The organism is Xanthomonas hortorum pv. cynarae (assembly GCF_002939985.1).
In the GTDB taxonomy this organism is placed as follows: Bacteria; Pseudomonadota; Gammaproteobacteria; order Xanthomonadales; family Xanthomonadaceae; genus Xanthomonas; species Xanthomonas hortorum_D.
Map to the genome: position 1 here is coordinate 117,022 of NZ_MDFM01000012.1, position 26,825 is coordinate 143,846.

Consider the following 26,825-nt stretch of genomic DNA (forward strand, 5'->3'; position numbering starts at 1 on the left):
CTCAAGCGGCGACGCGCAACGGCGCGTGCACAGACGGCAGAGAGCGCGCGGCAATGCCCAACGACATCGCATAGGCGCGCGATGCATCGTGCGGAGTGATCACCACCGCCAACGGCGCGTGCTGCGGATGCAGCCAAGGCTCCAGCTCCTGCGCCGCATCGGTATGCAGTTCGATATAGGGCGTGGGTAGCGCATCCAATGCCGCGCGCAATGCCGTTGCATGCACATGCGCACGCTCTGACGGCGGCAGATCGCCCGAATCCAACAACACCAGCTCCACCTCGGCATCGCCACCAGCCGCCTGCAACCCGGCGATCAAGCTATCGACATCGGCACATGCCAGCGTGCGCAACGCACGCCCGGCACACTCCGGCAACTGCATCGGCAGCACCTGGGCAGAATCGGCCTGAGGACCTTGCAAAATCAGGATACACATCGTGTTCGGCTCAACGCACCTCAGTGCGGGAGTGCCAAGGTAGGGCCGGAGGGCATAAAGAAGATAGTCGCGCCCTTGTGTGACGGCATAAAGAGTAAGTAATGACTTGAATGCTCAAGCAACATCCCTGCAGCTATTCGTATCAACTCTGGCTTTGGCAACCTGAGCGCAGAGCTTTAAGCAACGTCTGCCGGGAAAGCAAAATGCGATGAGCTAGGTATTCAGTGGCGGCAATTGCTGGCGCTGATCGCGCCGCACTATCCGGTATCAGCACACCTTGGTCGACAGCCGTAGGCAATGGCGACAATGTTGCGGAGGCATTTGCAGATGCATCAGACCAAGCTAGACAAGCAATGGTATTTCCGGATGAAGGCGCACATCGGCGTGGATGCGTTTTCCGGGCTGGTGCACCACGTCCGTTGCGCGGCCGCCAATGTCGCCGATGTCACGGTGATGCACGCGCTCCTGCACGGTAAGGAAGACAGCGTGTTTGGCGACAGCGGCGACACCGGAGCACAAACGCGAAGAACTACGGGCCTGCGAGGCTGCATTCTTCATTGCCGCTAAACGCTCGACGATTCAAGCCATTGGCAACAAACGCGAGTGTGCTCGACAAGAGCGTTGGGAACACTTCAAAGCCAGTGCGCACGCGAAGGTGGAGCATCCGTTCCGCGTGATCAAGCGCCAGTTCGGTTGCACCAAGGTCCGCTATCGCGGCCTGGCCAAGAACACCGCGTAGGTGCTGACGTTGTTTGCGCTCTCCAATTTGTGGATGGTGCACCGGCAGTTGTTGGCGGCCAGGGACTAACGCTGCCTGGCCGCAAGATAAGCCACCAGATGCCGCATGGATTACGGCGTAGAAGCCAACATTGCACGCCATCTCGGCGACGCTAATTTAAACTGCGAGATGCTGATTGATTGTTCAGACCGTCCCTGAAAACGCCCGCGCAAGGTACTCGGATTCAAAACGCACCTTGACATTTTCTCCGAGAATTTCATCAGCAGCGTTGCGAACCAGAATTGAATCCGCCGTTCAGAGCTTCCCTGGCGCAGCCATCGACCCCGATCAAACTGGCGGAAACTGCACAACGGTGCGCTGACTGTCGACATTGGAAAATCTTTGCAAGCGCAGCAGACCCCGCCATCCCTTCGTGGTGGAATCCCGTCCCCGCTCACGGACGATCAACATTAGCGGTCGCCATGTTTCTGGCATCAGCAAAATCTCGTCGATGGCGTGCTGGGCATCTTCAGCGCTTTTTTTATCTCCGCGCTGCAGCGCCAGTGCCTTGATGCCCCGATAACCATCGATCTCCGCTCCAGCCCGACGCCTCATCGAGTAATTGACGTTGTATTGGCAATAGTGACCTTCTTTTTCCAGGCTGGCCACCCTTGCCTCGAAGGCATCGAGCAGCTTCGCTGCGCGCAGACGGTTGTCTGTCGTGTTACGCCTGCCCGTCGCATCCGGCTCCAGCGTCTCAATGCAGCGCAATAACCAGGCAGCACGGTTGCCCGCAATTTCAGCCAGCATGTCGGTAGAACTGGAATAGTGCCGGTCGAGATCGGCATCCTGCCTGTCGCCGATCAGAAAGGGCGAAATCTCATTCTTCTCCAGCGCCCAAGCCAGATCGCGCGACATTCTCAACTGCAGGCCCAAGCTCTCGCTCTGCACCCCATATCTGCTGTCCTGCGACTGAGGCGGGATATAGGAAACCGGTATGGGGTTCAAGTTTGCGGTCAAGCCGGCGTTCTGTTTCCCTGCATCGGACCGATTACCGACGATACTGATGAACCCGCCGGTCTCGGTACGCCCTTCTCGGATGCGCCCGACTTCGACGTAGGCGGAGGGCCCCAGGCCCAGCATCTGCGATGGGCCATCGGAGCCATCTTTAAAGCGCAGCATAGGGGCATTCACTTCAAGGCCTGCGGTCAAGGTGCGGGTGCATGTCCTATTGTCGCCTTGACTGATGGAAACATCTGGATTGCGCGCAAAAATGCACTCCAGCGGCCCTGCATACTGCCGCCCTCGTTTTGGCTCCAATACATCCCATCGCACCATGCTATCGAGTGCGTTCAACATGTTGCTGCGCATTTCATCGTCCTTGTTACGAACCCTGAAGAAACGCATGGTGGTCGAGCTGGTGGTTGTTCCCTCGGCGATAGCACGGCCGGTTACGGCGGCGTTGAACCCGATCCCAGGTGCGACCTGCGCGCCGATTCTCGCACCGATGCCGACCTCGCCGGCATTGGTCCTGGCACTGCCGAAGGACATTTCCATGCCGAGAATCGGCATGGAAATCTGAGCGAACGCCTCACTGCCGTGCGATTTTTCTAAAAATAGAATCGGCGAGGCGACCAGTGATAGCGGGCCATATGGCAGCGTGGGAAGGCCCATGCCGAGCGTGCCTCCAGCGCCCAGACGCAAACGATCCCGCAACTGGCTGTTGAGGATGAGGGGTTTGAAAAACGCCACGATGTCTTCTCTGCTGCGCATGTGCTGGTGTTTCAACAACTTCGCTGCAGCGCTTAGATCATCAGCGAGAAGATCATCCGTGGGGAGTGGAAGCGCAAGCGTCGTAGGCGCGATGTCATGCACGTGCTGCTGGGCAAGCTCAATTAATTCATAAACTGAAAGTTTGCCACTGGCCACTTGCGCATGCAGTGGTAGCAGCTCGGTCGACTGGGAATGTTGCAGTATATTGAATTCACGCCGGCCGCTGGCATCGATTGGTTTGTCCCATTTCTGCTCCATCTGCCGCTGCTGAACAGTTGACTTCAACAGGCGGCGTATCGCCCTGCTGTCGCGCTTGCACACAATCACCTGCGACAGGTGAGCGCCCTTTTCTTCCATCGACCTCAAGTGCTTGAGCATGGCCTGCACCGCCATGATCTGATATTGCATCTCCGGCACAGCCTGGCAGGCCTGCAAGGTGTCTTCCAACCGACGCATCCTTCGCGCTATCGCCTGATCGACCTGCAGCCTTGGCGAATGCAAGCCCATGCTTTCGCTTACCGCATAGGAACGATTCAGCGTGGATTTGCCAAAAGGCGTCTTTTCCAGCGTCGGAATTATTCTGCGCGGCAATGGAGCTTTCTTTATAGCGGTCTCTGCATTGTCTTGAGATGCACTGGACGCGGCGGCACGCATCACCCATTGGTTGGTCGCTTTTCTCAGGCGCCGGTCGTGCTGGTCATAGGGCGAGCCCGGAGCGTTGCTGAAGTATCCGTTACGCACTGCGTTGAAAGCAGCATGATGGACATCGTCGAAAGTCTGCTGGCGCCCGGCCACCGTCGCAAGAGCAACTTGTTTGGCAGTCTGCAGCCATGCTTTGACATTCAAGTCCGATTCGCTCAGCTGGGCGTCGTTGGCATTCCAAAATACCCGCAACGCCTATGCATTATCTGCTGGTGCAGGCATGCCACCCTGGTTGGACAGCAGTTGCATGATCTCTACGCCACGCGGAATCTTGGCTAGCTTCCGGCAAGGCGCCACGATGTCGCGATGGGTATTGTTGGAACCTGTCGGGCGCGTTCTCGACGATTTGGACATATTCTCTGCAATACGCGGCCAATGCCAGGCACTGTGCTGATACATTGCATCCAGAACGTTTTTTGCACGCGCCGCATCGTTGCCGATAAGCTCTGTCAAGGCGGAGGTAACGATTTCGATGACGGCAAATGCCGGTAATGGCGTTGGCGTGTCTGGACCGGACAGGCCGGTGGCGATGCGCTGCAGTGGAGCATGCATTTCAGCCGCATCCCGTAGCGCGATGTCCTGCGTCGCTGCGATCTGATTTGTCAGATGGTGCTCGCGAACCTGCTTGACCGCCACTTGGTCGCACAGCTCTTCGGCAGTCGATTGCTCGGCGATGAGTTGCTGTCGCGTGCGATGCAACTCTCTCTCAGCTGCGTTGATCCCAACGCGCTCACCAGCGTCCGCAGCACGTTGCCGATGCAGTGTGCCGATCTCGTCATTGAGACCAGCACACTCGGCTTCCACATGCGCCAGGAGCTGCTCCAACTGCATATGCGTCTGCAGCGTACCTGCGAGCATATCCTGCGTCTGCGCAATAGCCGCTTCCAGAACAGCTATTTGCGCTGGATCGTTGCTAGCTTGCAGTTGATTGCGCAAGCTATGCAGACGTGTCTCGGTCTGCACCACGGCGCGCTCGGCGATGCTCCTGTCGCGTTCCTGGGACATCAACGCACGGGTCTGTGCGACCTTGGCTTCCAGGTTCTGCGTGGTGGCCGCTTGCCGGTCCATGATGCGTGCATCCACTGAGCACAGGCCAGCTTGAAGATCGCTCAGCAATTGCCGGGAAATCTCGGCCTGCTGCCTGGTCTGATCCTGTTGCTCGCTCAGCGCACACACCCGCATGACCTCTTTGTCATGCACCGAATCACGTAATCGTTGCAGACTGAGGCGTGCATGCGTTTCGGCCGACTGCAGGCGAACCTGTGCCTGTTCCAGGCGCTGATGGTTGTTTCGTAATTGCGCTGGATTGGCCAGAGCGGTGGCAAGCGAGGTTGGCCGGAGCGCATGCCGGATCGTCTCACACTCTGCACGTACCTGGGCAAGCGCAGTGAGTGCGGCATCCAGGCCTTGACGCTCATGATCCAGCCGCTCGATCAACGCAGCGGCCATGGCCACAACGCTGGCGGGATTATGCTGCTGGCTCGCAGCGTCGGGTTTGGCCGGTTTTTTGCCCACAATGGTGCGCAGCGAGGCAGGCCTGAGCCAAGAGCGCAGCTGGCTCCCAACACTTCGCTTGGCTGGAGACGCCGGGCGATCCCATACTGCTATCGGCGCTGCTTTCAGACTCGCGAGAGTCGACTTAGCGAGCTTTTTTAATTGACGGGCTTCTAGCGCCAATGGATCCAGATCCGCACTGTGTGTATCTGCAGATGGCTGGTCATTTACTGGAACACCGCTGCGCAGCGGTCGATTGATCGTACGCCCGGTGCCTGGAATGCCGAAGTTGAAGACTGTCTGTCGTTCGGACAGCTTGCTGGCGATACGTCCTTTCAACGAACGCGGCCGATTGGCATCCGGCCTGGGTCGCAGCTCCAGCAGCGGGGCCGACGCGTTAAATCCAGGCCGAATATCTTGGTCAGGCTGGGCAATCGGTTCCGATGTCGATCCAACTTCGAAAGAAGCCGAAGGTGCAGTGGACCCAGGCCCGACTTTCGATTTCATAATGACTCCTTGGAACGCGCGTCATACCATTCATTGCAGTCAGGTCAGAAATTGCGCAACGCACCTTAGACCGACAAGACGTTGACTTGCAGAACTTCACAAGTGCATTTAACCAACGGACCGGACCGCAAGTTGGCAAGGACTGTCACGCTAGACTTCGCTCTAAGCGCTCGATGATGTGTGCAGCCACTGCGTTATCAATCAACCTGCACGCACAGACGCAATCTAACTACTGTAGAAACCCCTGCGGATCGCGATAAGCCGAGGAAATTTGCGTCAATGCGAAGTTCACTTCATGAGCAAAAGGTTTCGCATCATATCAAAAGGTTTGGTACCGGCCACTGACTGGACACCAACACTAAGAGTGAGCAACAAAGCGTAGGGACCAGTCGCCAGGTGGGTGCGAACGGCGCGGAGGAACTGCAGGTACGAGCGGTACATGAGGATTCCGAGCACCGGCGCGCCCGCCTGGCGGTGAGCGAAGCAGTTTTGTTAGCCACTCTAAGACGCAGCGCTATACGTCAGGTCTGAAGCAACCACCTGCGCCGAGTGATGTCATCGGCCGGATCGCCCCACGGCGTCACCAGCCTGGACGCAAGCGCGAGCCGGCCACCAGCCGCGTTGGCGGTGAGCAACATGCCATGTCGGGTTCAATGATGCAGACGCATACATCAAGCCATGCAACGCCATGGATACGCTGGGGCTTCCTGGCAATGCCACACACAGCACGATCCCGTGCGTGACGAAGGTGAGCGCTGCGGCCCTAATACCCGGACTACTTCTCCCGCCGCCAATTCACCGACCCCTTGGTCTCCACCGTGCTCGATTCGGCTTCCACATCGAAGCCGCGGCTGAGCAGGTATTTCAGCGTCAGCACCGAGCCGCTGCCGACCATCGAGACGCCGTAGCCGACGTAGAGTTTGGGCGAGAGGTATTTGCCGAAGCCCACGACCGAGCCGACGGTGCTGGATTCGCTCACCCCGGCTTCGTCCAGGCCGAGCTTGGCACCGATCTGCGAGGCGATCAGGCTGCTGCCGGCCGACAGGGCCGCCGAGGCGGCGCTGACCTGTTGGGTTTCGTCGCTGCTGGCAGTGGACAGGCCGCGGCCGAGCACCAGATACGAGAGTGCTTCGGATTGCGACATCGCCGGGTCCGACCACACATCGGCACGTGGCGATTCGGCGCGTCCGCTGACATCGATACCGGCGGTGACATCGCCGATCTTGCGTTCGGCGCGCAGGCTCACGCGCGGGTCGGAGACGATGTTGTTGTTCCAGGTCAGCTGGCCGCGGCTGATGGTCAGATCCTGGCCATAGGCCTTGTAGCGGCCGCGCACATCCAGCCCGCCATTGGCGGTCATTTCGCGGCCTGGGCGGGCGCGGATCTGCATCTGCCCGCTCAGCCCGCCCTTCAAGCCGAAGCCGCTCATGTTGACCTTGTCGCCGAGCACGATGGCCAGGTCCATATCCAGCGGCGAGGCTGGCGCGGCTTCCGGGTCCACCGGGTCCAGCACCACCACGTCCTCGGACACGGAGGTGCCGCGATCCAGGCGTTCCAGGTCGATATCGGCTTCGGGCACGGTGACCTTGCCGCGCAGCTGCATGGTGTTGTCGGTGATGCCGAACTGCATGTCCGGGTTGGCGATGATGCGCAACTCGCTGGTGTTATAGGCCAGCACATTCTCGCCGCGGATATTCAGCAGCAGCGGCGTGGTGGTACCGAACCACGACAGGCCGCCGTCGATGTTGAGCGTGCCCTCGCCCGACTTGGCCGATGCGGTGATCTTGGCCGAGCCATCCGGCAAGGCGTCGAAGCGGCCCTTGCCCTCGCTCAGGGTCAAACCCATCGAGGGATATTCGGCAGTGAAGTTACTCAAGGTCGCGTCGCCGCCGAGCAGCGGTTTGTCGCGGGTGCCGCGCAGGCTCACATGGCCTTCGACCAGACCCTTGGGCTGCACCACATCGGCAACCACCAGCTCCAGCCAGTACAAGCGCGACATATTGAGATACAGCTCGCCGTTGAGCGGCGCATACGCATCCCAACCGGTATTGAACTTGGCATCGACAAAGCCGGCGCCCTGGAAACCGATACCGAGCTTGGCCTGGATCTGCTGCGGATTGAAATCGGCCTGCATGCTGAATTGGTCGTAGCGCAGCAACTCACCACGATTGGGGTTGCCGGCCACGGCCGCATAACGGGTTTCGCCCAGACGAATACCGCCCTCGGGCGAGGCGATCCGGAACGAACCTTCCCACGCATTGCCGCGCGGCTTGAAGCTGCCATCGAGCGCGAGTTCGCCACGCAGATAGATCTGCCGGCCTTGCTGCTTGGGCAACCACGGTTGCACCAGCGATAGCGGCAATGCATCGCCGTGCACCACCATGCCTTCGCGCGGCCAGTTGGCACTGGCGCACAGCGCGCCGCCGGTGGCAGCGCCCAGGCAGGTGTCGGACAAGGTAAATGCCGCGCCGTCGGTACTGAACTGCGCCGGCTGCCGCAGCGCCCACGCAGCGCCCTTGGCTGGTGCGATCCGCAAGGTGCCCACCTGCCCCTGCCAACGCTCACCGTTACGGCGCACATCGCCCTGCAAGGCGACGCTGGCCATGCTGTTGGCGATGTCGGCATCCAGGCGCAAGGCTTCCACCGCGCCACGTGCCTGCACGCGCACGCTGTCCAGCACCACGCCGGCTTCGATCGCGGTGCCCTGCAATGCCAGTTGTCCATCGCTGCCGCGCCACGGCAACCGTCCACGCAGGCTGATGCTCTGCGCGCTGTAGTCGTTCCAACGCAAGCCATTGCCGACGAGGTCGGCAGTGATGTCGGGCGCGTCGCGACGGCCGCTGACCTGCAACTGCCCGCGCACCGTGCCAGTGGCACCGGGCAACACATCGTCCAGCTGCAGCGGCTGCAGTTGCGCGGCGATGTCGAGCTGGTCGCCGACCTTGCCCTTGGCGTTGATGCGGCTATTGCCCAGCGACAGCTGCAATTCGCCCTCGCCCTGTTCGCCACGCAGGGCGAACTTGCCATTGGCCGACAGCGCGCGTTGCCGCAGCTGGCCGGTCAGGGTCGGAATATCCGCAGTGGCTTCGAAGCCCGGCGATACGCCGCCGGCCGGTGCTGGCAACTGGCGACCCTTGGAGGCGACTTTGCCGGACAAATTGCCGTTCCAACCCGGCGCGAAGTAGCCCGGATCGAACTTGGCCAGTTGCGCGGTGACATCCCATTGCAGCTCCGGCGTCCAGCCCACTTCGCCGGTGAGATCCAGCGAGCCGCCCGGGGTTTTGGCCTGCACCTGCTTGAGCTGCGCGCGTTGATCGTTGCCGCGGCTGTCGAACACCAGCGCGGCCTGTTGCCCGTCGCGTTCCAGCGTGGCGCGGCCGATTGCCGCCCACGCCTTCAAGGTACCGGCCACGCCCAGACGCGCGTCGACCAGTTCCACCGGCACAGCGGGCGCATCGGGGGTGGCCGGGTCCGGCGTCGGGGTGAAGCGCAAACCGCTGGCGTTGACCGCGAAACGGAAACTCGGATTCTGGGTGTCGCGGAAATCCGCAGTACCACGCAACTGCGTACGGCCTTCGAACGTATCGATCACCAGCGGCTCGACCGTGATGACCTGGTCCAGCAGGCTGATATGCGAGGGCTGCAGCGTGGCGCTCAGCTCGCCTTGTTTGACGCTGCCTTGCAGATCGGCGGCGCCGCCCTTGCCGGAGGCTTGCAGGTTCAGTGCGATCGGCGTGGCCGGGGCGGCGTACTGCCCGTTGCTGGCCGGCATCAGCAGCGAGGTATCCAGCGCGTCGGTCACCGCCTTGAACGCCCAGGTCGGCGCGTCGCGCCCGGTAAACACCAGGCTGGCCTGCAGCGGGGCCGGCGCGCGGCCGGCGATGGCCACTTCCATCTTGTCCAGATCGCCGCGTGCAACCAGCCCCAGGCTGGCCGGCGTGCGCCCGCGTGCGGCCGGCAACACCGCGGTGGCGGTGAGGTCGGCGCGGTAATCGTCGTTGGGAATGTAGTCGCCGTGCAGGCGGAAATCGCCCATATCGGTGTCGATCACCAGATTGCGCGTGCGCAACTCTCCGGTCGCCACTTCCAGCCCGCCCTGCACTTTGTGCAGGACGATCATCGGCTGCTGCAGCTGGGTGATGCGCAGGTTGTCCACCGCGATCTTGTCGGCCTGGATCGCCAGCGGTACGTTGATCTGCGGCAACGATTCGGGCCAGCTCGGCAGCGTGAACGGTTCCTCGCTCTTGCCCAGATTCAAGGTGGCATTGCTGACCTGCACCGCATCCAGTTGCAGCTTGCGGCCGAGCAGCGGGCGCAGGTCCGGTTCCAGATACACACGCTCGGCGGTGAAGTGGATGTCCTGATAACGGAAGTCGACATCGCGCAGGGTCAGCGGGCCGGCCACCGGGCCTTCGACCTTGCCGTAGGTAAAGGTGGCGCCGACCGGCAGGCGCGCCACTACTTGCGCCAGCAACACATCGCGCCCGGCCACGGTCTGCAGCAACCAGTACACCGCGATCAACGCCAGCAACACCAGGCCGAGCACGGTCAGCCCCGAGCCCACCCAGAACCGGCGCCGGCGATAGAAACGCGCACGGCGCGGTGCGGGGGTTGGCGTGGGTGTGCTCACAGGTTGGCCCCGATATCGATATAGAGCTGAAACTGCGAGTCGGGGTCGTTCAGGCCATGCGCGATATCCACGCGTACCGGTCCCACCGGCGAGCGCCAACGCAGACCGAAGCCGATACCGGTATGCCAGTCGGGCGTGTCGTCGAAGGCGCTGCCGCTATCGACAAACACCGCCCCGCCCCACGGGCCGCCCTTGAGGTAATGCTCGTACTCGGCGCTGGCGGTGACCACGTTCTTGGCACCGAGTGCGAATTCGTCCGGCCTGGGTGTGCGCGGGCCGACTTCGCGGAACGCATAACCGCGGATGCTGTTGGCGCCACCGGCAAAGAAGCGCAGGCTCGGCGGCATCGCCACCAGATCGCTGGTCCAGGTGGTGCCGCCTTCGCCGCGCAGGATTACCCGACCGTTGTCGCCGGCGCCCAGAAACCAGCGCAGCTGGCCGTAGACCTGGCCGAAGTTGGTGTCCGAGCCGGCGCCTTCGGCACCGCCGCGGATGAACGCCTGCCCGGACACGCCACTGCGCGGGAACAGGCGGTCGTCGACGTTGACGTAGTTCACCTGCAACTGCGGATAGACCAGCGTGGAAGTCTCGTACACCGCACCTTCGAAATCGTCGCCACTGCTGAAACGCCAGCGCTCGCGCAAGGCGTTGATCGAGGCGATCGCGCTCCAGCGCTCGTTGATCTGGCCACTGCGGCTGCCAGTGAGTTTGACGTTGCGCAGGTCAATGTAGTCGGTCTGTTCGTCGTATAGCCGCGCCGAGGCGGTGTACCAGCCATCCAGCCAGCGGAACGCCGGCACGCGGTAGCTGGTGGTCAGGCTCTTGCGGTTCTGCGCGTAATCCAGCTGCGTGTCCATCTTGTGGCCGCGCGAATTCACGTAGCGCCGCTCCACGCCGCCACGCACACCGGCGCCGCTCTCGCTGCCGTAGCTCAAGCCCGAGGTGTAGACGGTGCGCTTGGCGCGGGTGAGCTTGACCTCCACCGGCACGCGGCCCTGGTCGTCGGCTTCTTCCGGCTTGGGCTGGATATCGATGGTGCTGAAGTAATCCAGCTTGGTCAGCGACTCACGCAGGCGATCCAGCTTGCCTTCGTGGTAGTAACTGCCTTCGTCCCAGTACACCAACGGGTCGAACAGGCCTTCGCGGAAGTAGTCGTAATCGAAGTGCACCTTGCCCATGTCGTAGCGGCGGCCGCTGTCCCAGTTCAAATCGATATCGGCGGCATGCTCGGCACGGGTGACGGCAACGCGGCGTTGAGTGAAGTCGGCATCGAAATAACCACGCTCGGCCAGACGACGGGTGATGCGCACCTTGCTGGCTTCGTACTGCGGGTGGCTGAAGACCTGGCCCTCGTGCGGCTCGAACTGCTTGAGATCCTGGCCCAGGTAGCGGTCCTGCTCGGCCCAGCCGGTGATGGAGATATGCGACTGCCGCACCCGCACCGGCTCGCCACGCTCCACGGTGATCACCACCGTGACCTTGTCGCCTTCGCGCGGTGCGGCCAGTTCGATGGTCGGCGAGTAGTAGCCGAACGGCTCCAACGCCTCACGCGTCTGCCGCTCGGCCTGTGCCAGCAAATACTCGATGCGCGACTCGCCCTGCTCCTTGCCGACAGCCTCGTAAAGAGACAGGGAGACCTCGATGTTCTCGATCATCTCGGCGTCGTCGTCGCCGTCCAAGCCTTTGATTTCGATCTTGTCGATGGTTCCGCGGGCAAGGGCGGGGCCGGCCAGCACGCACAAAAGCAGGAGAACGGGGCGGACCCGGAAGATGAATCGCATGGGGCGGAGGATACCGGGCTGGGCGTGGAGGGCTGTTAATGGCGCGTCTAAGTGGCCAGGGTGCCATGGGGCATGTCACGCGCGCATGCACATGGGCGCGCATATGGCACGCGGTGCGATGACGCGCCGCAGCACTATGAAAGTATCGCCGCCTGTAACGCGCCTAATGGAGCGTAGATGCACGGATTGGTGCTGCAGCCCGCACGACCCCAATTGCAGATACGACTGGGACAGGCATGCACAGATCGCTGAGGCGCTACCGACGACAGGTCGCATCGGGCGGGGGCACTGCCCAACGGCTGCAGTCACCCGCCTGGGTCAGCCAGCGTTGATGGTTGCCCGCATTCGGCTTCGCGCTGCGGGCAACGCAATCAGCAGGGCCATCAGCTGGACAGATGCTCGATGGCCGCCACGCTGCCGAGGCGGTCGCCGAGCTTCTTCAGCAACGCGAGCCGATTGGCGCGCAGCTGCGCGTCTTCGGCATTGACCATTACTCCATCGAAGAACGCATCGACCTGCGGGCGCAGGCGCGCCAGGCGCGCGAGCACCGCAACATAGTCGTGGCGGTGCAACGCATCGCCGGTGTCGCCGATGGCCGCTTCCACTGCTTCGGCCAGTGCTTCTTCGGCCGGCTCACGCAGCAGGCTGGTGTCGATATCGCCGGGAATCTCGCCCTCGACCTTGCGCAGGATATTGCGGATGCGCTTGTTGGCTGCGGCCAATGCTTCGGCCTCGGGCAGCGTGGCGAAGATGCCGATCGCATCGATGCGGCGGTCGAAGTCGTAGAGGGATCCGTGGGTCGCGCCCAGGTGCGCTCCTACGCCGAGCGCTGTAGGAGCACCCTCGGGCGCGACCGAGAACAATGCGGCGACTGCATTGAAGTGCGTGGCAGGGACGCCTTTGTCTGCGTAGTAGCCTCGCAAACGATCCAGGACGAAATCAAAAATTTCTGCTGTAGTCGCCTCTACATTTGGCACCCATAGTCCGCCGCTCTGACGCTCTGCGACATTGACGCCTTGGGTCTTGGCGGCTTCAGCCGCTGTTTGTTGTTTACTAGCTTGCGACGAGGCCAAAGCGGAACTAACCAAACCCACTGCTTTCTTGATCAAATCAAGTAGTGATAAGTCAAACCCCGACTCAATCACCGTCCGCGCCAACCCCAACGCATTGCGCCGCAGCGCAAACGGATCCTTGTTGCCGGTCGGCTTCAGCCCGGCCGCAAAGCCACCGGCCAACGTATCCAGACGCTCGGCAATCGCCAGCACCTTGCCCAACGGCGACAGTGCGATGTCGTCGCCGGCAAAACGCGGTTGGTACGCTTCATCGATCGCCAGCGAAATCTCGCCAGGCTCGCCAGCAGCCTTGGCGTAATGCCGGCCGGCAATGCCCTGCAATTCGGGGAATTCGTTGACCATGCGCGACTGCAGGTCGTTCTTGGCCAATTCCGCGGCGCGACGCGCCTGCACCGGATCGGCACCCACCTGCGGAGCAATAACTTCGGCCAGCGCAGCCACGCGCGCCACCTTGTCGGCCACCGTGCCCAGCTTGGCCTGATACGTGACGCTGGCCAGGCCCGCACCCATCGCCTCCAGCCCCTGCTTGAGGTCTTCGTCGAAGAAGAACTTGGCATCGGCAAAACGCGGACGGATCACCCGCTCGTAGCCCTTGGCGACTTCGGCCACGTCCTTGGAGACGATGTTGGCGATGCCGATGAACTGCTCGGTCAACTTGCCGCCGGCATCCAGCACCGGGAAGAACTTCTGGTTGATTTCCATGGTTTCGATCAACGCTTCCTGCGGCACCGCCAGGAAATCGCGCTCGAAGCTGCACAGCACCGCCGACGGCCATTCGACCAGGTTGACCACCTGCTGCAGATTGTCCTCGCTGATGCGCGCACTGCCGCCGGCCTGCTTTGCGGCCGCTTCGACTTCTTCCACGATGCGCGCACGGCGTGCGTCCGCATCCACCAGCACGTGCGCGGCGCGCAGCGCTTCGACGTAATCGCCCGGTGCGGCAAGCGAGACTTCGCCCTGATGCATGAAGCGGTGCCCGCGGGTGATGCGATCGCCACGCACGCCCAGCAGCTCGGCCGGAATCACCGCATCGCCGAACAGCAACACCAGCCACTGCACCGGCCGCGCGAACGCATATTCGTGCGCGCCCCAGCGCATCGGCTTGGGGATCGGCATCGCGGCGATGGCTTCGCGCAGGATCTCCGGCAACAAATCGGCGGTGCGCGCGCCCGGCGTCACCGCGCGATGCACGAAGCGCTCGCCCTTGGCATCGCTGGTGCGCTCCAGCGCGGTCCAGTCGATCCCGGCCTTGGCGGCGAAACCGGCCAGCGCCTTGGTCGGCTTGCCCTCGGCATCCAGCGCGATGTTGAGATACGGGCCCAGCACTTCGGAACGCTGTTCGGGCTGCTCGGTGGCCACGCCCGGCAGCAGCACCGCCAGACGGCGCGGTGTGGACAGCGGCTTGGCATCGCCACGCGTGACCGCGACGCCGCGCTTTTCCAGACCGTGCAGCACGCCATCGAAGAAAGCCTGCGCCAGACCCGGCAGCGCCTTGACCGGCAGCTCTTCGGTGCCCAGTTCGATCAGCAGGGGAAGTTGTTCGCTCATAAGACGTGGACCTTTACGTGTTCCCTTCTCCCGTCGGGAGAAGGTGCCCCGAAGGGGCGGATGAGGGTACGGGCGAAACTCTATGGAGTTTGGGTGCACGAGGGCTACGCCTCCGTACCCTCACCCCAACCCCTCTCCCGGTGGGAGAGGGGCTTGCTGGTCCTTCTCCCGCCGGGAGAAGGTGCCTCGAAGGGGCGGATGAGGGTACGGGCGAAGCTCTGTGGAGTTTGGGTGCATGAGGGCGACGCCTCCGGACCCTCACCCCAACCCCTCTCCCGGCGGGAGAGGGGCTTTGGTTACTTCTTTACCCCGGGGAACCCCAGCTTCTCCCGCTGTGCGTAATACGCCTGCGCCACGCCTTGCGACAATGTGCGCACGCGCAGGATGTAGCGCTGGCGCTCGGTCACGCTGATCGCGCGGCGCGCGTCCAGCAGATTGAACGCGTGGCTGGCCTTGGTCACCTGCTCGTACGCCGGCAGCGGCAAGCCGACCTCGATCAGCTGCTTGGCCTCGGCTTCGCAGGCGTCGAAGCGATGGAACAGCTCGGCCACATTGGCATGCTCGAAGTTGTAGGCGCTCTGCTCCACTTCGTTCTGGTGGTACACATCGCCGTAGCTCACCGGCGTGCCGTCCGGGCCGTAGGTCCACACCAGGTCGTAGACGTTGTCGCAGCTCTGCAAATACATGCACAGCCGTTCCAGCCCATAGGTGATCTCGCCCAACACCGGTTTGCACTCCAGCCCGCCAGCCTGCTGGAAGTAGGTGAACTGCGTGACCTCCATACCGTTGAGCCAGACTTCCCAGCCCAGGCCCCAGGCGCCGAGCGTGGGCGATTCCCAGTTGTCTTCGACAAAGCGCAGGTCATGCACCAGCGGGTCGATGCCCAGCGCCTGCAACGAGCCCAGATACAGGTCCTGGATGTTGTCCGGGTTGGGCTTCATCGCCACCTGGTACTGGTAGTAGCGCTGCAGGCGGTTGGGGTTTTCGCCGTAGCGGCCGTCGGTGGGGCGGCGCGAAGGCTGCACGTAGGCCGCATTCCACGGCTCCGGTCCCAGCGCGCGCAGGAAGGTGGCTGGATGGAACGTGCCCGCGCCCACTTCCAGGTCCAGCGGCTGGATCAGCACACAGCCTTGTTCGGCCCAGTACTGGTTGAGGGTCTGGATCAGGCCCTGAAAAGTGATTGGAACGCGCCGGGAATCGGACATGCAGCAAGGGCCGTGCGGAAGGGGTGCGCTAGTATACCGGCCGACCCGCAGCGCTTTGCCGCGGAGCACCGCGGCAGGGGAACATCGAGCATGGAACAGCGGCGTACGGCCGATCCTGAAGGCGCAGTGGCACTGCTGCCGCGCGGCCGGCTGATGTTCGACCCGGTCGCTGCCGCGTTGCTTGCCGATGGCATGGTGGTGCCGCACGAACACGAGCGCGTGCAGTTCTCCGCTGCCGGCGTACGCAACGCCAGCGAAGTGCATCCGCTGGTGCTGCTGGCAAACCTCAAGCTGCATGCCGCGCAACCGCCGGCCGGCGAACTCGGCCTGGAACGGCTGACCGAATGGATGGCCACCCGCACCGGCCTGCGTTATCTGCGCATCGACCCCACCCGCATCGATGTAGCCGCCGTCACCGGCGTGGTGTCGCATGCCTATGCACGCCGCCACCGCATCCTGCCGCTCGCACTGGATGCCGAACGCGTGCTGATCGCCACCAGCGAGCCGCTGGCGCTGGAATGGCTGGCAGATGTGCAGCATCTGAGCCGGCGTCGCATCGAACTGGCGCTGATCAACCCGCTGGACCTGCATCGCTACACGATGGAGTTCTTCGGCGTCACCCAATCGGTGCGCGGCGCGCGTGGCGATGTGCGCAGCGCCGAGCCGGGCGCTGGCCTGCCCAGCTTCGAGCAATTGGTGGAGTTGGGCCGCGCCGGCGACGTCAATGCCGACGACCACCACATCGTGCATATCGTCGACTGGCTGCTGCAATACGCCTATGAACAGCGGGCCAGCGACATCCATCTGGAGCCGCGCCGCGAGGCCGGACGCATGCGCTTCCGCATCGATGGCGTGCTGCATAAGGTGCTGGAAGTGCCGCCCTCGGTGATGACCGCGGTGGTCAGCCGCATCAAGGTGCTCGGCCGCATGGACCTGGCCGAACGCCGCCGCCCGCAGGACGGCCGCATCAAGACCCGTTCGCCAGGCGGGCGCGAGGTGGAAATGCGCCTGTCCACGATGCCCACCGCATTCGGCGAAAAATGCGTGATGCGCATCTTCGACCCGGATTCGGCATTCAAGAGCATCGAGCAGTTGGGTTTCAGCCCCGAAGAGGCCGCCGGCTGGAGCGCACTGGTCGAGCGCCCGCACGGCATCGTGCTGGTCACCGGCCCGACCGGTTCAGGCAAGACCACCACGCTGTATTCCACGCTCAAGCGTCTGGCCACGCCGGATGTGAACGTGTGCAGCGTGGAAGACCCGATCGAAATGATCGCGCCGGAATTCAACCAGATGCAGGTCCAGCAGAACATCGACCTGGATTTCGCCAGCGGTGTGCGCACGCTGCTGCGGCAGGACCCGGACATCATCATGATCGGCGAAATCCGCGACCTGGAAACCGCGCAGATGGCGGTGCAGGCCTCGCTCACCGGGCATCTGGTGCTGTCGACGCTGCACACCAACGACGCCGCCTCGGCGATCACCCGTTTGCTCGATCTGGGCGTGCCGCACTATCTGGTCGCCTCCACGCTCAACGGCGTGCTGGCGCAACGCCTGGTGCGCACCTTGTGCGTGCACTGCAAGCGCCCGCACACGCTCAGCGACGACGACTGGTCGGCGATCCGCGAGCCGGGCGAAGCGCTGCCGGAGGTGCTCAACGTGCACGCCCCGGTCGGCTGCCTGGAATGCCGCCGCACCGGCTATCTGGGGCGTGTGGGCCTGTACGAATTGCTGCCGGTGACCCCGCGCCTGCGCAGCCTGATCCGCGCCGACACCGACCTGGCCAGCTTCAGCCACGCCGCCCGCGGCGAGGGCTTGCGCACGTTGCGGCGGACAGGCCTGGAAAAGGTCGCTGCCGGGCTGACCACCATTGAAGAAGTGCTGTCGGTGCTGCCGCCGCGCGAATAAGCGAGTCCTCCGTCCTGATGAGCACGCCGCTTGCGCGTTTTGCGGCCGGCACGGGCGTGCATGATCCGTGGGGAGACCCTCGACGCCGCAAGGCATTGAGGGCGGGCAGGGTTTGTTGAAAAATTCTCTGGCTGTCAGACAGACGGGTCCCTGCCGATCCCGCGTTTTCGCTCAGGCATTCCAGTCGCTCGTCTCGTCGCCATCCAGTGAAGCGTTCCACCAGCGCCTGGTCGGTGAGCATGCACGCCGAGACGCATCCGGTTCCCACGCCGTTCTCGGACGCCAAGCGGTCGATCACCTTGACGGTGATCGACTCACTCGCCGCCCACTGCAAGGCCTACTCGCCCTGATGTTCCAGCACCAGCAGAACTCGGCGCTCGTGCATTTGCGGTGGATACGTCGTCTGGCGCGCAGCTCGATCTTCTGAAGAGTCGCAGTTCCCCGAACTTCCGGACGGTTGCTTGGACCTCATGCGCGATCACCCAGACTCTCGACGCCAGCGGGCTTGCTCACGTTAGTGGTCATCTCGTGCATCGCCTTTCTGTGGTCTGCGATCTGCTGCGTCAGTTTTGCCTGCCTAACGGGGTCGGGCTGCGGTTTTTGCTTCTCCTTGTCAAGCCTGGTCTGTGCCAACTGCATCCGCTTGTACAGCAGGTGCGTTTGCGCCTTGGCTTTCAAGCTGTCGGCAGTGTGAAACTGCACTTCAAACGCATAGCCCTCGGCATCGGCGAAGCGGGCATTGATGCCCCTGTAGATGCCTTCTCCTGAGACAAAGTAGTTTTTTAGCGTCACGCACGTCATCCCGTGCCGATGCAGCGCGTCATTTGCAGCCAGTACCTTCGCCACGAAATCTTCGGAAGGCAACTCAAGCGCATAACGCAACGCATCGCGCACGCTCTGACCGGCCTGAGCACCCGTCATGCCGGCTCCCACATGGCGCCGAATCCTGTCCTTGATCGATGCGACCGATTTCTGGAACGGCGCGTGCTGCTCCTGCTCGATCCGGCCATCCTTAGCGTTGTAGCGCACGTTCCCCCAAAGCTGCACGCCCAAGTCGTCGGCCAGCTTGTTGAACACCGGCGTCAGCGCCTCTTGCTTGCCTGCGGCGATGTCGAACACGGTGTATGCAGGCGAGGCGTGTGCACTTGCGGGATTCTGCTTGGAGTCGAGCGTCGGCGTTGTGCTTGCCAACGCCGGGGCGGTCTCTTCCTGCCAGTCGTCGATCTCCTCGCACTCTGGCGGCGAAGCCACGCGATTGAATGCCTCTAGCGCAGGTGCCTGCAGCTTGCGCTGCTCTGCCCGCGAAGCGCCGCCAAGCGCCAACGCATGTCCGCGCTTGTAGAGATCGTGGAATTGCTCCTTGAGCTCAAAGGTCTCCGGTGTGTGGAACTGGATCTCCCACATCGCACCGTCAGGGCTGCGCAGCGTGACATTGATGGCCTTGAAGGCTGGCGGGTACTTGGTGAATTGATTGGTCAGCTTGATCCGTGCATGCCCGCGATCGTCCAGTGTGGCCAGCACAGCGCGCAGGCCGGCAGTAAAGTCCTGCGGTTCCAGGACCATGCTGTAGCGCAGCGCGTCGTTGACGCCGGCCGCCGCTTCTTGCAGCGTCTGCTTTTTCAACGCCATCCGCTGCGTGAGCTTTTCCTTCAACGAGCCGAGCGACTTCAGTTGATGCTGCGTTCCGGCCAGTTGTCCGCCATGGCGCTCGGCAATGCGCCGCAGCATGTCGGTGACCTGGGGTTCCATCTGGCGCGCACGCGTCAACAAGGCCTGCGCCTCAAACGCAATGTCCTCTGGCTGCACGACGCGCAGACGCGCGGTCGGCGGCTGCGGCGGGTCGATCAGGCGTGCCTGCTGGAGCGCGTGAAGCGCGTCCTCCATGACGCCAGCCGCCATGGACGGCATGCGCTGCAGAAGTCCCTTGGTCTGTTCAGGATCGAAGCGCCCCTCCTGCATCGCCCGGGCGGTCGCCTTGCTATACGGCACGATGCGTACCCGCTCGTCGAACCCCCGCTCGGAGCGTTCGCACGCCGCCACGATCTTGCCGAACAACGCCGTGCCAGTGTCGGATTTCAGCGCATCGGTGCCGACCTTGATCGCGATGGTGAAAAGGTTGCGCATGGTCAGTTCCAGCTCGCCGGCGATGAACCCTGGTTGCCCGTCCGGGAACTGCGCGTGCGACAACCGGCACACCGGGTAGTTGTCCAGGATGGCGTGGATGCGTGCTTCGACGCCAGACGCGGCCTCGTAGGCCTTGGCCAGGTCGGGAAACGTCTCCGCCAGGGCCTCGGGCAAAGCCGGCGCGTCTCTGCTGGCGGCCGCACCAGCCTCAAGGCCAAGCAGTTGCGCGTGCAGCAACTCGGCCGCTTCGCGCGCCTCGGGCAGGTGGGCGCGCTCAATCGCGTCGCGCGCCTGGACGCGGAGGTTCGCCAACACCTGGGGATCGCGGGCCTCCACTTCGAGCACCTCGCGCAAACCATTGCGCAAGTCGCGCTCGATGCCATCGTAGGTGCCGAACATCATGTTGCGTGCAAGCGCTTCGCGCAGGTCGTCCGGTTGCGCCATGAAGCGCGCCGCCAGGGTGGCGGCTGCGGACGTGATGTGCTGACCGCGCTTGAGGGACATGATCTCCGACAGCCGCCCGGGCTGGTAGTGGCCGCTGACCGGGTTGATGGCTGGCGTGGCCGTCTTCGGCGGCTTGAAGGACTGTTGCCGACCGCGCCTGCCCTCGCGATCAACCATCACACGCGAAATCAGCGCGGCCAGCTTGGGATAGCCTGCGTAAACGAAGGCGTCGTCCCCGTCGGTGTCCATGTTGCGTTTGCGCAACTCGGCAATCGGCAGTGCGCCCAGGCGCCCAGGCTCCACAATGTCCTTGAGCCGCAGGCTGCCGGTGCTGACCACGTCGCGCGGCAAGGCGCTGCGGTCGCGGCCGTTCGTCCAGCGCGACAGCGTCTTCAGATCTTCCTTGGAGCAGACCAGGTCCGTGTCGGCAAAATCGACCGGCCAATTCTTCTCCGGCACGACGACCAGCATGCCCTTGCTGTGCAGCATCTGGAGATCGACGCCGGAGCGATCGTCGAACCCGGTGTAGCTGTATTGGATGCCGAAGGACTGCGAGAGGAACTCGGCGGTGGCGTCGCCCTTGGCCACGGTCGCGATGCGGTCCTCCGGCACCGGCAGCAGATTCTCCTTGTCGTAGGGTGGCTTGCCCAGCAGCAAGGGGCCGCCAGCGACGTCGAAGGCCTGGCTGCGCTGACGCGGAAGATGCACGTTGTCGTCGGCGGATGGCACCGCCCGGACCCGCTGGCCCTGGTAGCCGCCGCCGACGGCAAGCTTGTACAACGCCAGGGGCTCACCCTCTTCGGGCTGGAGCGTCTCAAGCTGGCGCTGCATCGCCTCGTGCGCTTCTTCCAGCGCCGCCTCGTCGCGCGGGTAGTGCTGCAGCGCCTGCGCTGGCATCAGCGAAGGGCCCTTGTCCTTGGCAAGCAGATCGCGCTGCGCCTGGCTGGCCTGGTTCGTCTGCACTGCGTGCCAAGCCTCGTAATGCTTGCGGAAGGCAGGGATGGACAAGGCAACCTCCAATTTCAGAAAGCCGCAGCCATCGTTGGGACACAACGCCAAGGGATCTCCATCCACTGCCAACGGCTTGAACGGATGCGCAGGTCCGTCGACGTCATCGAACACTCCCAGCCGCAGGGTGCCCTCCACGACATGGTCGCTCGGGACCATCTCCAGGAGCGAGCGCTGCATGCGCGACCAGTCCTCACGTTGCGGGGCAAGCTTGGCTGCAAGCTGCATCAGGCTGCTGCCCGGAGCGGTGTCGGCATAGCGGAACGCCGGCAGCAGCGACGCCGTCTCAGACCCGCGAGACAGCACGAGGCTGCTGCTACCCGATTTGCTGCGCGCTGCGCGGCTGCCGCCGAACATGTCGAAGCGCCAGGGCTCACCGTTATAGTTGAACGTCCGTGCAAGCATGAATGTCGAAATCTCCCCGGGCAGGCGCACCTCCACCAGCGGCAGGCCGGTCAGACGCGCAAACAGCGAGTACGGCTTGTCCGATTCGGTCTGGTTATTCGAGATTTCCCTGCCCTGCAGATCAACCACGACATGGGTCGTGCTGCCGCGGCCGGTGGACGGCACAACCGGCTGGCCAGGAACCGAGCACATGCTCAAGCGCCCACGATCCAGGTCAAAGCGGGTCGGTGGATGGGTTTGGGTAATCGTCGGCGCTTCCTTCGCCATGCGTAGGTCCAGGGCGTCAAACACCTGGTCGCCGGCCTCGATCTGCGCGATCAGGTTCCAGCTCATCTCGCCGAGGTCCGCCTCGATGGCCTTACGGGTCCGCTCCAGCGTCAGACCCACCCATTTCGCGAGTTGTTCGCGGCGCTGGAGTAGGTCCGTCCGCGAGCCTTCAACGTTGCGCGGTTTCCATTGCCGGCTCACCACCGCATAGGCTTTGAGCACCTGGTAGAAGGTCAACGCCGGGCAGCGCGTTGCGTGCTGTTCGATGTCGGCCGAAGCGCGCGCGCCACCGCCACTCAGGTACAGGTCGATCTTGCGCGCGACGATGGGCTGCAACCTGTTGAACACGTTTAATGCCTGGCCGCGATGGCGGGGGCTCAGCTCCGGACTGAAGATAAACGGCAGCAATCCCATGCATAGGCTGCCGATACCCTCAAGGCTGGTCTGGCTTAATCCGTCATCCGCGATGAGTGCCGACACCCGCTCCAGCGCTGGCTGACCAAGCGGACGCATCTGGCGTTGAAGTCGCGCCGATGCAAGGGCCTTGAGGAGTATCCCGATATCTGCGGCCGGGGCGGACGCAAAACGCTCGCGGTGCAGGTCCAGGTGCCCGGCCATGGCCTGCAGTTTTGCCACACCCAGGGCCTGGAATGGCCCATCCTCCTCATCGTCCAGGTGCAGCAGGTGGGACATCGCGTTCGCCATCATGGAGATCCCACGCATACTGAACTGCTGCCAGGGCAGCTCGGCCGAGCCTGCACGCTCGCTGAGCAGTACCCCTGCCGATTGACGCGACGGCCTTCCGAGAGATCTGCTCATCGCATTGAGCGCCATGGCCACGTCTTGCGCTTCCATGACGTGTCGCAGATCGTGGTCCTCAGCCAGCCTCGCAGCCAAGAGGTCGATGGCCGCCTCGCAGGCCGGCATGTCGGGCCATTTGCTCAGGGCGTTGAGGGCGGTGGCCACGCCTTGCGGGCCCAGGTCGTTGCGCAATTTGCTCTCGTCGGCCAGCCGCTCGGCCAGCGCGCCGACGGCGGCCGCACAGGCCGGCATGTCGGGCCATTTGCTCAGGGCGTTGAGCGCTTGGCTCACGCCTTGCGGGCCCAGGTCGTTGCGCAATTTGCTCTCGTCGGCCAGCCGCCCGGCCAGCGCGCCGACGGCGGCCGCACAGACCGGCATGTCGGGCCATTTGCTCAGGGCATTGAGCACATTTGCCACGCCTTGCGGCTTGAGGTCGTTGCGCAATCTGCTCTCGTCGGCCAGCCGTGTGGCCAGCGCGTTGGCGGCATTCTTACAGTCCGGCGTGTCGGGCCATTTGCTCAGGGCGTTGAGCGCTTGGGTCACGTGGATGGGGTCCAGGTCCTTGCGCAATTTGCTCTCGTCGGCCAGCCGTGCGGCCAGCGCGCTGACAACCTCCCCACAGACCGGCATGTCGGGCCATTTGCTCAGGGCGTTGAGCACATTGGCCACGCCTTGCGGGTCCAGGTCCTTGCGCAACGCGGGATCGTCGGCCAGCCGTGCGGCCAGCGCACTGCCGCCATTCTTACAGTCCGGCGTGTCGGGCCATTTGCTCAGGGCGTTGAGCGCATTGCCCACTTCTTGCGGCTTGAGGTCCTTGCGCAACCTGGACTCGTCGGCCAGCCGCAAGGCCAGCGCGCTGACAACCTCCCCGCAAACCAGCATGTCGGGCCATTTGCTCAGGGCGTTGAGCGCGGTGGCCACGCCTTGCGAATTGAGGTCGTTGCGCAATCTGCTCTCGTCGGCCAGCCGTGCGGCCAGCGCGTTGGCGGCCTCCCCACAGACCGGCGTGTCGGGCCATTTGCTCAGGGCGTTGAGCGCATTGGCCACTTCTTGCGGGTCCAGGTCCTTGCGCAATTTGCTCTCGTCGGCCAGCCGCTCGGCCAGCGCGCCGACGGCGGCCGCACAGGCCGGCATGTCGGGCCATTTGCTCAGGGCATTGAGCACATTGGCCACGCCTTGCGGGCCCAGGTCCTTGCGCAACGCGGGATCGTCGGCCAACCGTGCGGCCAGCGCACTGCCGCCATTCTTACAGTCCGGCGTGTCGGGCCATTTGCTCAGGGCGTTGAGCGCATTGGCCACTTCTTGCGGGTACAGGTCCTTGCGCAACGCGGGATCGTCGGCCAGCCGCTCGGCCAACGCGCCGACGGCGGCCGCACAGGCCGGCATGTCGGGCCATTTGCTCAGGGCATTGAGCGCATTGGCCACGCCTTGCGGGTCCAGGTCCTTGCGCAATGCGGGATCGTCGGCCAGCCGTGCGGCCAGCGCACTGGCGGCGGCCGCACAGGCCGGCGTGTCGGGCCATTTGCTCAGGGCGTTGAGCGCGGTGGCCACCCCTTGCGAATTGAGGTCGTTGCGCAATCTGCTCTCGTCGGCCAGCCGTGCGGCCAGCGCGTTGGCGGCATTCTTACAGGCCGGCGTGTCGGGCCATTTGCTCAGGGCGTTGAGCGCATTGGCCACGCCTTGCGGGTCCAGGTCCTTGCGCAACGCGGGATCGTCGGCCAGCCGTGCGGCCAGCGCACTGACAGCCTCACCACAGACCGGCGTGTCGGGCCATTTGCTCAGGGCATTGAGCGCTTGGGTCACGTGGATGGGGTCCCGGGCCTTGCGCAACCCTGGATCGTCGGCCAGCCGCCCGGCCAGCGCACGGACGGCGGCCGCACAGGCCGGCATGTCGGGCCATTTGCTCAGGGCGTTGAGCGCGCTGGCCACGCCTTGCGAATTGAGGTCGTTGCGCAATCTGCTCTCGTCGGCCAGCCGTGCGGCCAGCGCGCTGACAGCCTCCCCACAGACCGGCGTGTCGGGCCATTTGCTCAGGGCGTTGAGCGCATTGGCCACTTCTTGCGGCTTGAGGTCCTTGCGCAATTTGCTCTCGTCCGCCAGCCGCCCGGCCAGCGCACTGACGGCGGCCGCACAGGCCGCGTTGTCGGGCCATTTGCTCAGGGCGTTGAGCACATTGGCCACGCCTTGCGGGTCCAGGTCCTTGCGCAACGCGGGATCGTCGGCCAGCCGTGCGGCCAGCGCACTGCCGCCATTCTTACAGTCCGGCGTGTCGGGCCATTTGCTCAGGGCGTTGAGCGCATTGCCCACTTCTTGCGGCTTGAGGTCCTTGCGCAATTTGCCGTCGTCGGCCAACCGCCCGGCCAGCGCGCTGGCGGCGGCCGCACAGGCCGTGTTGTCGGGCCATTTGCACAGGGCGTTGAGCGTATTCGCCACGCTCTGTGCATCCATTGCATAACGCAGGCATTTGTCGCTGGCGACAAGCGCGGCGAGCCGGTGCGCCGTGGCCTGGCAATCCGGATTATCGAACCACTTGCTGAAGGTATTGAGTGCCAGGCTAATTTCCCACGCGTTCAAAGACTGCCGGACTCGGTTGTCACGCAGCAGGTGACGTGCCAAGCGAGCCACCGCGCGTTCACACCTGCCGCTGTCGATATTCTTTGCGAACGCGTTCAGGAGGAGCGCCGACAGGTAGCCACTCAGCCCCACTAAATCATCGGCCTGATTGAGCTGCCCGGCGATCCACGCGATTGCATCTATGCACGCTGGCTGGTTCGGGTGCTTGCTCAGCTTGTTGCCCACATGCGCCAGCTGCGCTAGCGATGCACCTTCGAACCACCCGGTCTCGCAGAGATACTGCGCCGCGAGCTCGGTGCAACGATCGAGATCGCGAGGCATTACGCCTGCCCTCCTGGCGCGCCGTGCATGGGCGATCAGCTGAAGATATTTGTCGAGCCGCCGTGCGTTGATTTGCAGGTTGACCCCCTCTTCCAGGAACGGCAAAGCCATGCCGTCACGCATGCGACGCGCCAGCTCGTTGTCATATGCCATGGACACGCACAGGCCAGCGTTGTGGTTCCGAGCGATTCCGCCGGACTCACTCAACTGTCGCCGCTGCTGCTGTCGCTGCACCTGCAGCTGTTTTTTTGCCGCCGAGTCCAGCTGATCTTCGGCCATGCGAAGGTCTGCCGTCGTCAACCTCACGCCATGGATGAGCCGCTTTGGCTGCCGATAGGGTTCTTGCTCTTCGCGCGGTCGTTTTCCTGCGATCCGGTCGGACTGCTGATCGGTCGATCGAAGATTTACCCTCGCCTCCAAACCATCATGCGTTGGTCGTTGTGGCCTGGGATGCGACGACGCGACGCTGACGTCAGCGGGCACTGTGTCCAGGCGCCGATCGGGCGCGATGCCGTGCTGGTCGGTGGGATCATCGGGCCAGTGTGAGCGGGTGACCGATTGCCCCAGGCGCCTGTCCCATGCACCTTCGCTAGCTCCGGTTCGCTCATTCGCAGGCAAGGGCTTCCTGGGTCGCATCGACGCCCCAGGTTCATCCGACTCTACCCGCCGCCGTTTGCTGGGCGGCCGTCCAAGTAGTGGATGGTTGCCCCTGGTACTGGCTGTTGCCTGATCCTCCGCTGGCCCGGGCTGTTCCTCATGGGCGGAAGGCAAGTTTGTGCGTAACGAATTTGGGTTGTTGGCATAGGTTTTCATGCCCGAAATTTAGTCAATCCGGCCGCAAGCGACTTCGTCAATACGAAGCCTCGACGACGTGTGCGACGCTGGCTGCGAGTTGGGCCAATGGCCCCCAATGCATTGCATGGATTGAACATCTGGGATACAGCACGCCGGCACGGCTGTGCTCTGCGGCCGTCAGGTACAGTGTTCGGGGGGGTTAGGCACAATTCGATTTTTTTTATGCGAATCCTGCAGAACCCCGTATTGACCTGACCACAGCGACGGCGCAAACGCCCGTCAGTCCAGTCGCGCGCTTTTCTGCCGATAAACAG

Annotated in this window: 10 protein-coding genes, 1 other RNA gene and 1 pseudogene; 3 read left to right on the forward strand and 9 right to left on the reverse strand. The window is 63.5% G+C overall.

All coding sequences use genetic code 11. From position 1 onward, the window contains the following. Position 1 precedes the first annotated feature (1 nt). Positions 2–436 carry a hypothetical protein gene (locus XcyCFBP4188_RS10530; RefSeq protein ID WP_006449104.1) on the reverse strand — a complete coding sequence of 145 codons (435 nt, stop codon included), beginning with the start codon at positions 434–436 and terminating at the stop codon, positions 2–4. 315 nt (positions 437–751) lie between these two features. Between XcyCFBP4188_RS10530 and XcyCFBP4188_RS10535 the strand changes: the two are divergent. Further along, positions 752–1,244, forward strand: a pseudogene (locus tag XcyCFBP4188_RS10535) (transposase); the annotation flags it as partial. Between the two features lie 258 nt (positions 1,245–1,502). On the opposite strand, the gene XcyCFBP4188_RS23270 reads toward XcyCFBP4188_RS10535, so the two are convergent. The 7 genes from XcyCFBP4188_RS23270 to glyQ form a co-directional block, all read right to left on the reverse strand. After that, the gene (locus tag XcyCFBP4188_RS23270; protein WP_218972683.1) at positions 1,503–3,773 is read right to left on the reverse strand and encodes a hypothetical protein; all 2,271 of its coding nucleotides are present in this window, start codon (positions 3,771–3,773) and stop codon (positions 1,503–1,505) included. Between the two features lie 51 nt (positions 3,774–3,824). Next, positions 3,825–5,630, reverse strand: a complete 1,806-nt coding sequence (locus XcyCFBP4188_RS23275) for a coiled-coil domain-containing protein (protein ID WP_006449101.1) — start codon at positions 5,628–5,630, stop codon at positions 3,825–3,827. A gap of 366 nt (positions 5,631–5,996) precedes the next feature. After that, positions 5,997–6,071, reverse strand: a non-coding RNA gene (locus XcyCFBP4188_RS10545) — sX9 sRNA. Between the two features lie 334 nt (positions 6,072–6,405). After that, entirely contained in the window at positions 6,406–10,260 is a 3,855-nt protein-coding gene (locus tag XcyCFBP4188_RS10550) for a translocation/assembly module TamB domain-containing protein (protein ID WP_043907493.1), read from the reverse strand. Continuing rightward, the gene (locus XcyCFBP4188_RS10555) at positions 10,257–12,041 is read right to left on the reverse strand and encodes an autotransporter assembly complex protein TamA (protein WP_104592071.1); all 1,785 of its coding nucleotides are present in this window, start codon (positions 12,039–12,041) and stop codon (positions 10,257–10,259) included. The genes XcyCFBP4188_RS10550 and XcyCFBP4188_RS10555 overlap by 4 nt, the downstream gene beginning before the upstream one ends. 383 nt (positions 12,042–12,424) lie before the next feature. After that, positions 12,425–14,662: a glycine--tRNA ligase subunit beta gene (gene glyS, locus XcyCFBP4188_RS10560; RefSeq protein WP_104592072.1), complete on the reverse strand. Its 2,238-nt coding sequence runs from the start codon at positions 14,660–14,662 to the stop codon at positions 12,425–12,427. Positions 14,663–14,958: 296 nt separating this feature from the next. Further along, complete coding sequence (gene glyQ / locus XcyCFBP4188_RS10565; protein WP_006449095.1) at positions 14,959–15,867, reverse strand: glycine--tRNA ligase subunit alpha; 909 nt, start codon at positions 15,865–15,867, stop codon at positions 14,959–14,961. Positions 15,868–15,957: 90 nt separating this feature from the next. Between glyQ and XcyCFBP4188_RS10570 the strand changes: the two genes are divergently transcribed. Further along, positions 15,958–17,772: a GspE/PulE family protein gene (locus tag XcyCFBP4188_RS10570; RefSeq protein ID WP_104592073.1), complete on the forward strand. Its 1,815-nt coding sequence runs from the start codon at positions 15,958–15,960 to the stop codon at positions 17,770–17,772. 206 nt (positions 17,773–17,978) lie between these two features. Then, complete coding sequence (locus XcyCFBP4188_RS22850; RefSeq protein WP_155767015.1) at positions 17,979–18,122, forward strand: hypothetical protein; 144 nt, start codon at positions 17,979–17,981, stop codon at positions 18,120–18,122. Between the two features lie 118 nt (positions 18,123–18,240). Here the strand turns inward: XcyCFBP4188_RS22850 and xopAD are convergent, their stop codons facing one another. Next, a complete protein-coding gene (xopAD, locus tag XcyCFBP4188_RS10575) occupies positions 18,241–26,529 on the reverse strand; it encodes a XopAD/skwp family type III secretion system effector (protein WP_074065944.1) in 8,289 nt (2,762 codons plus the stop codon). Positions 26,530–26,825 lie beyond the last annotated feature (296 nt).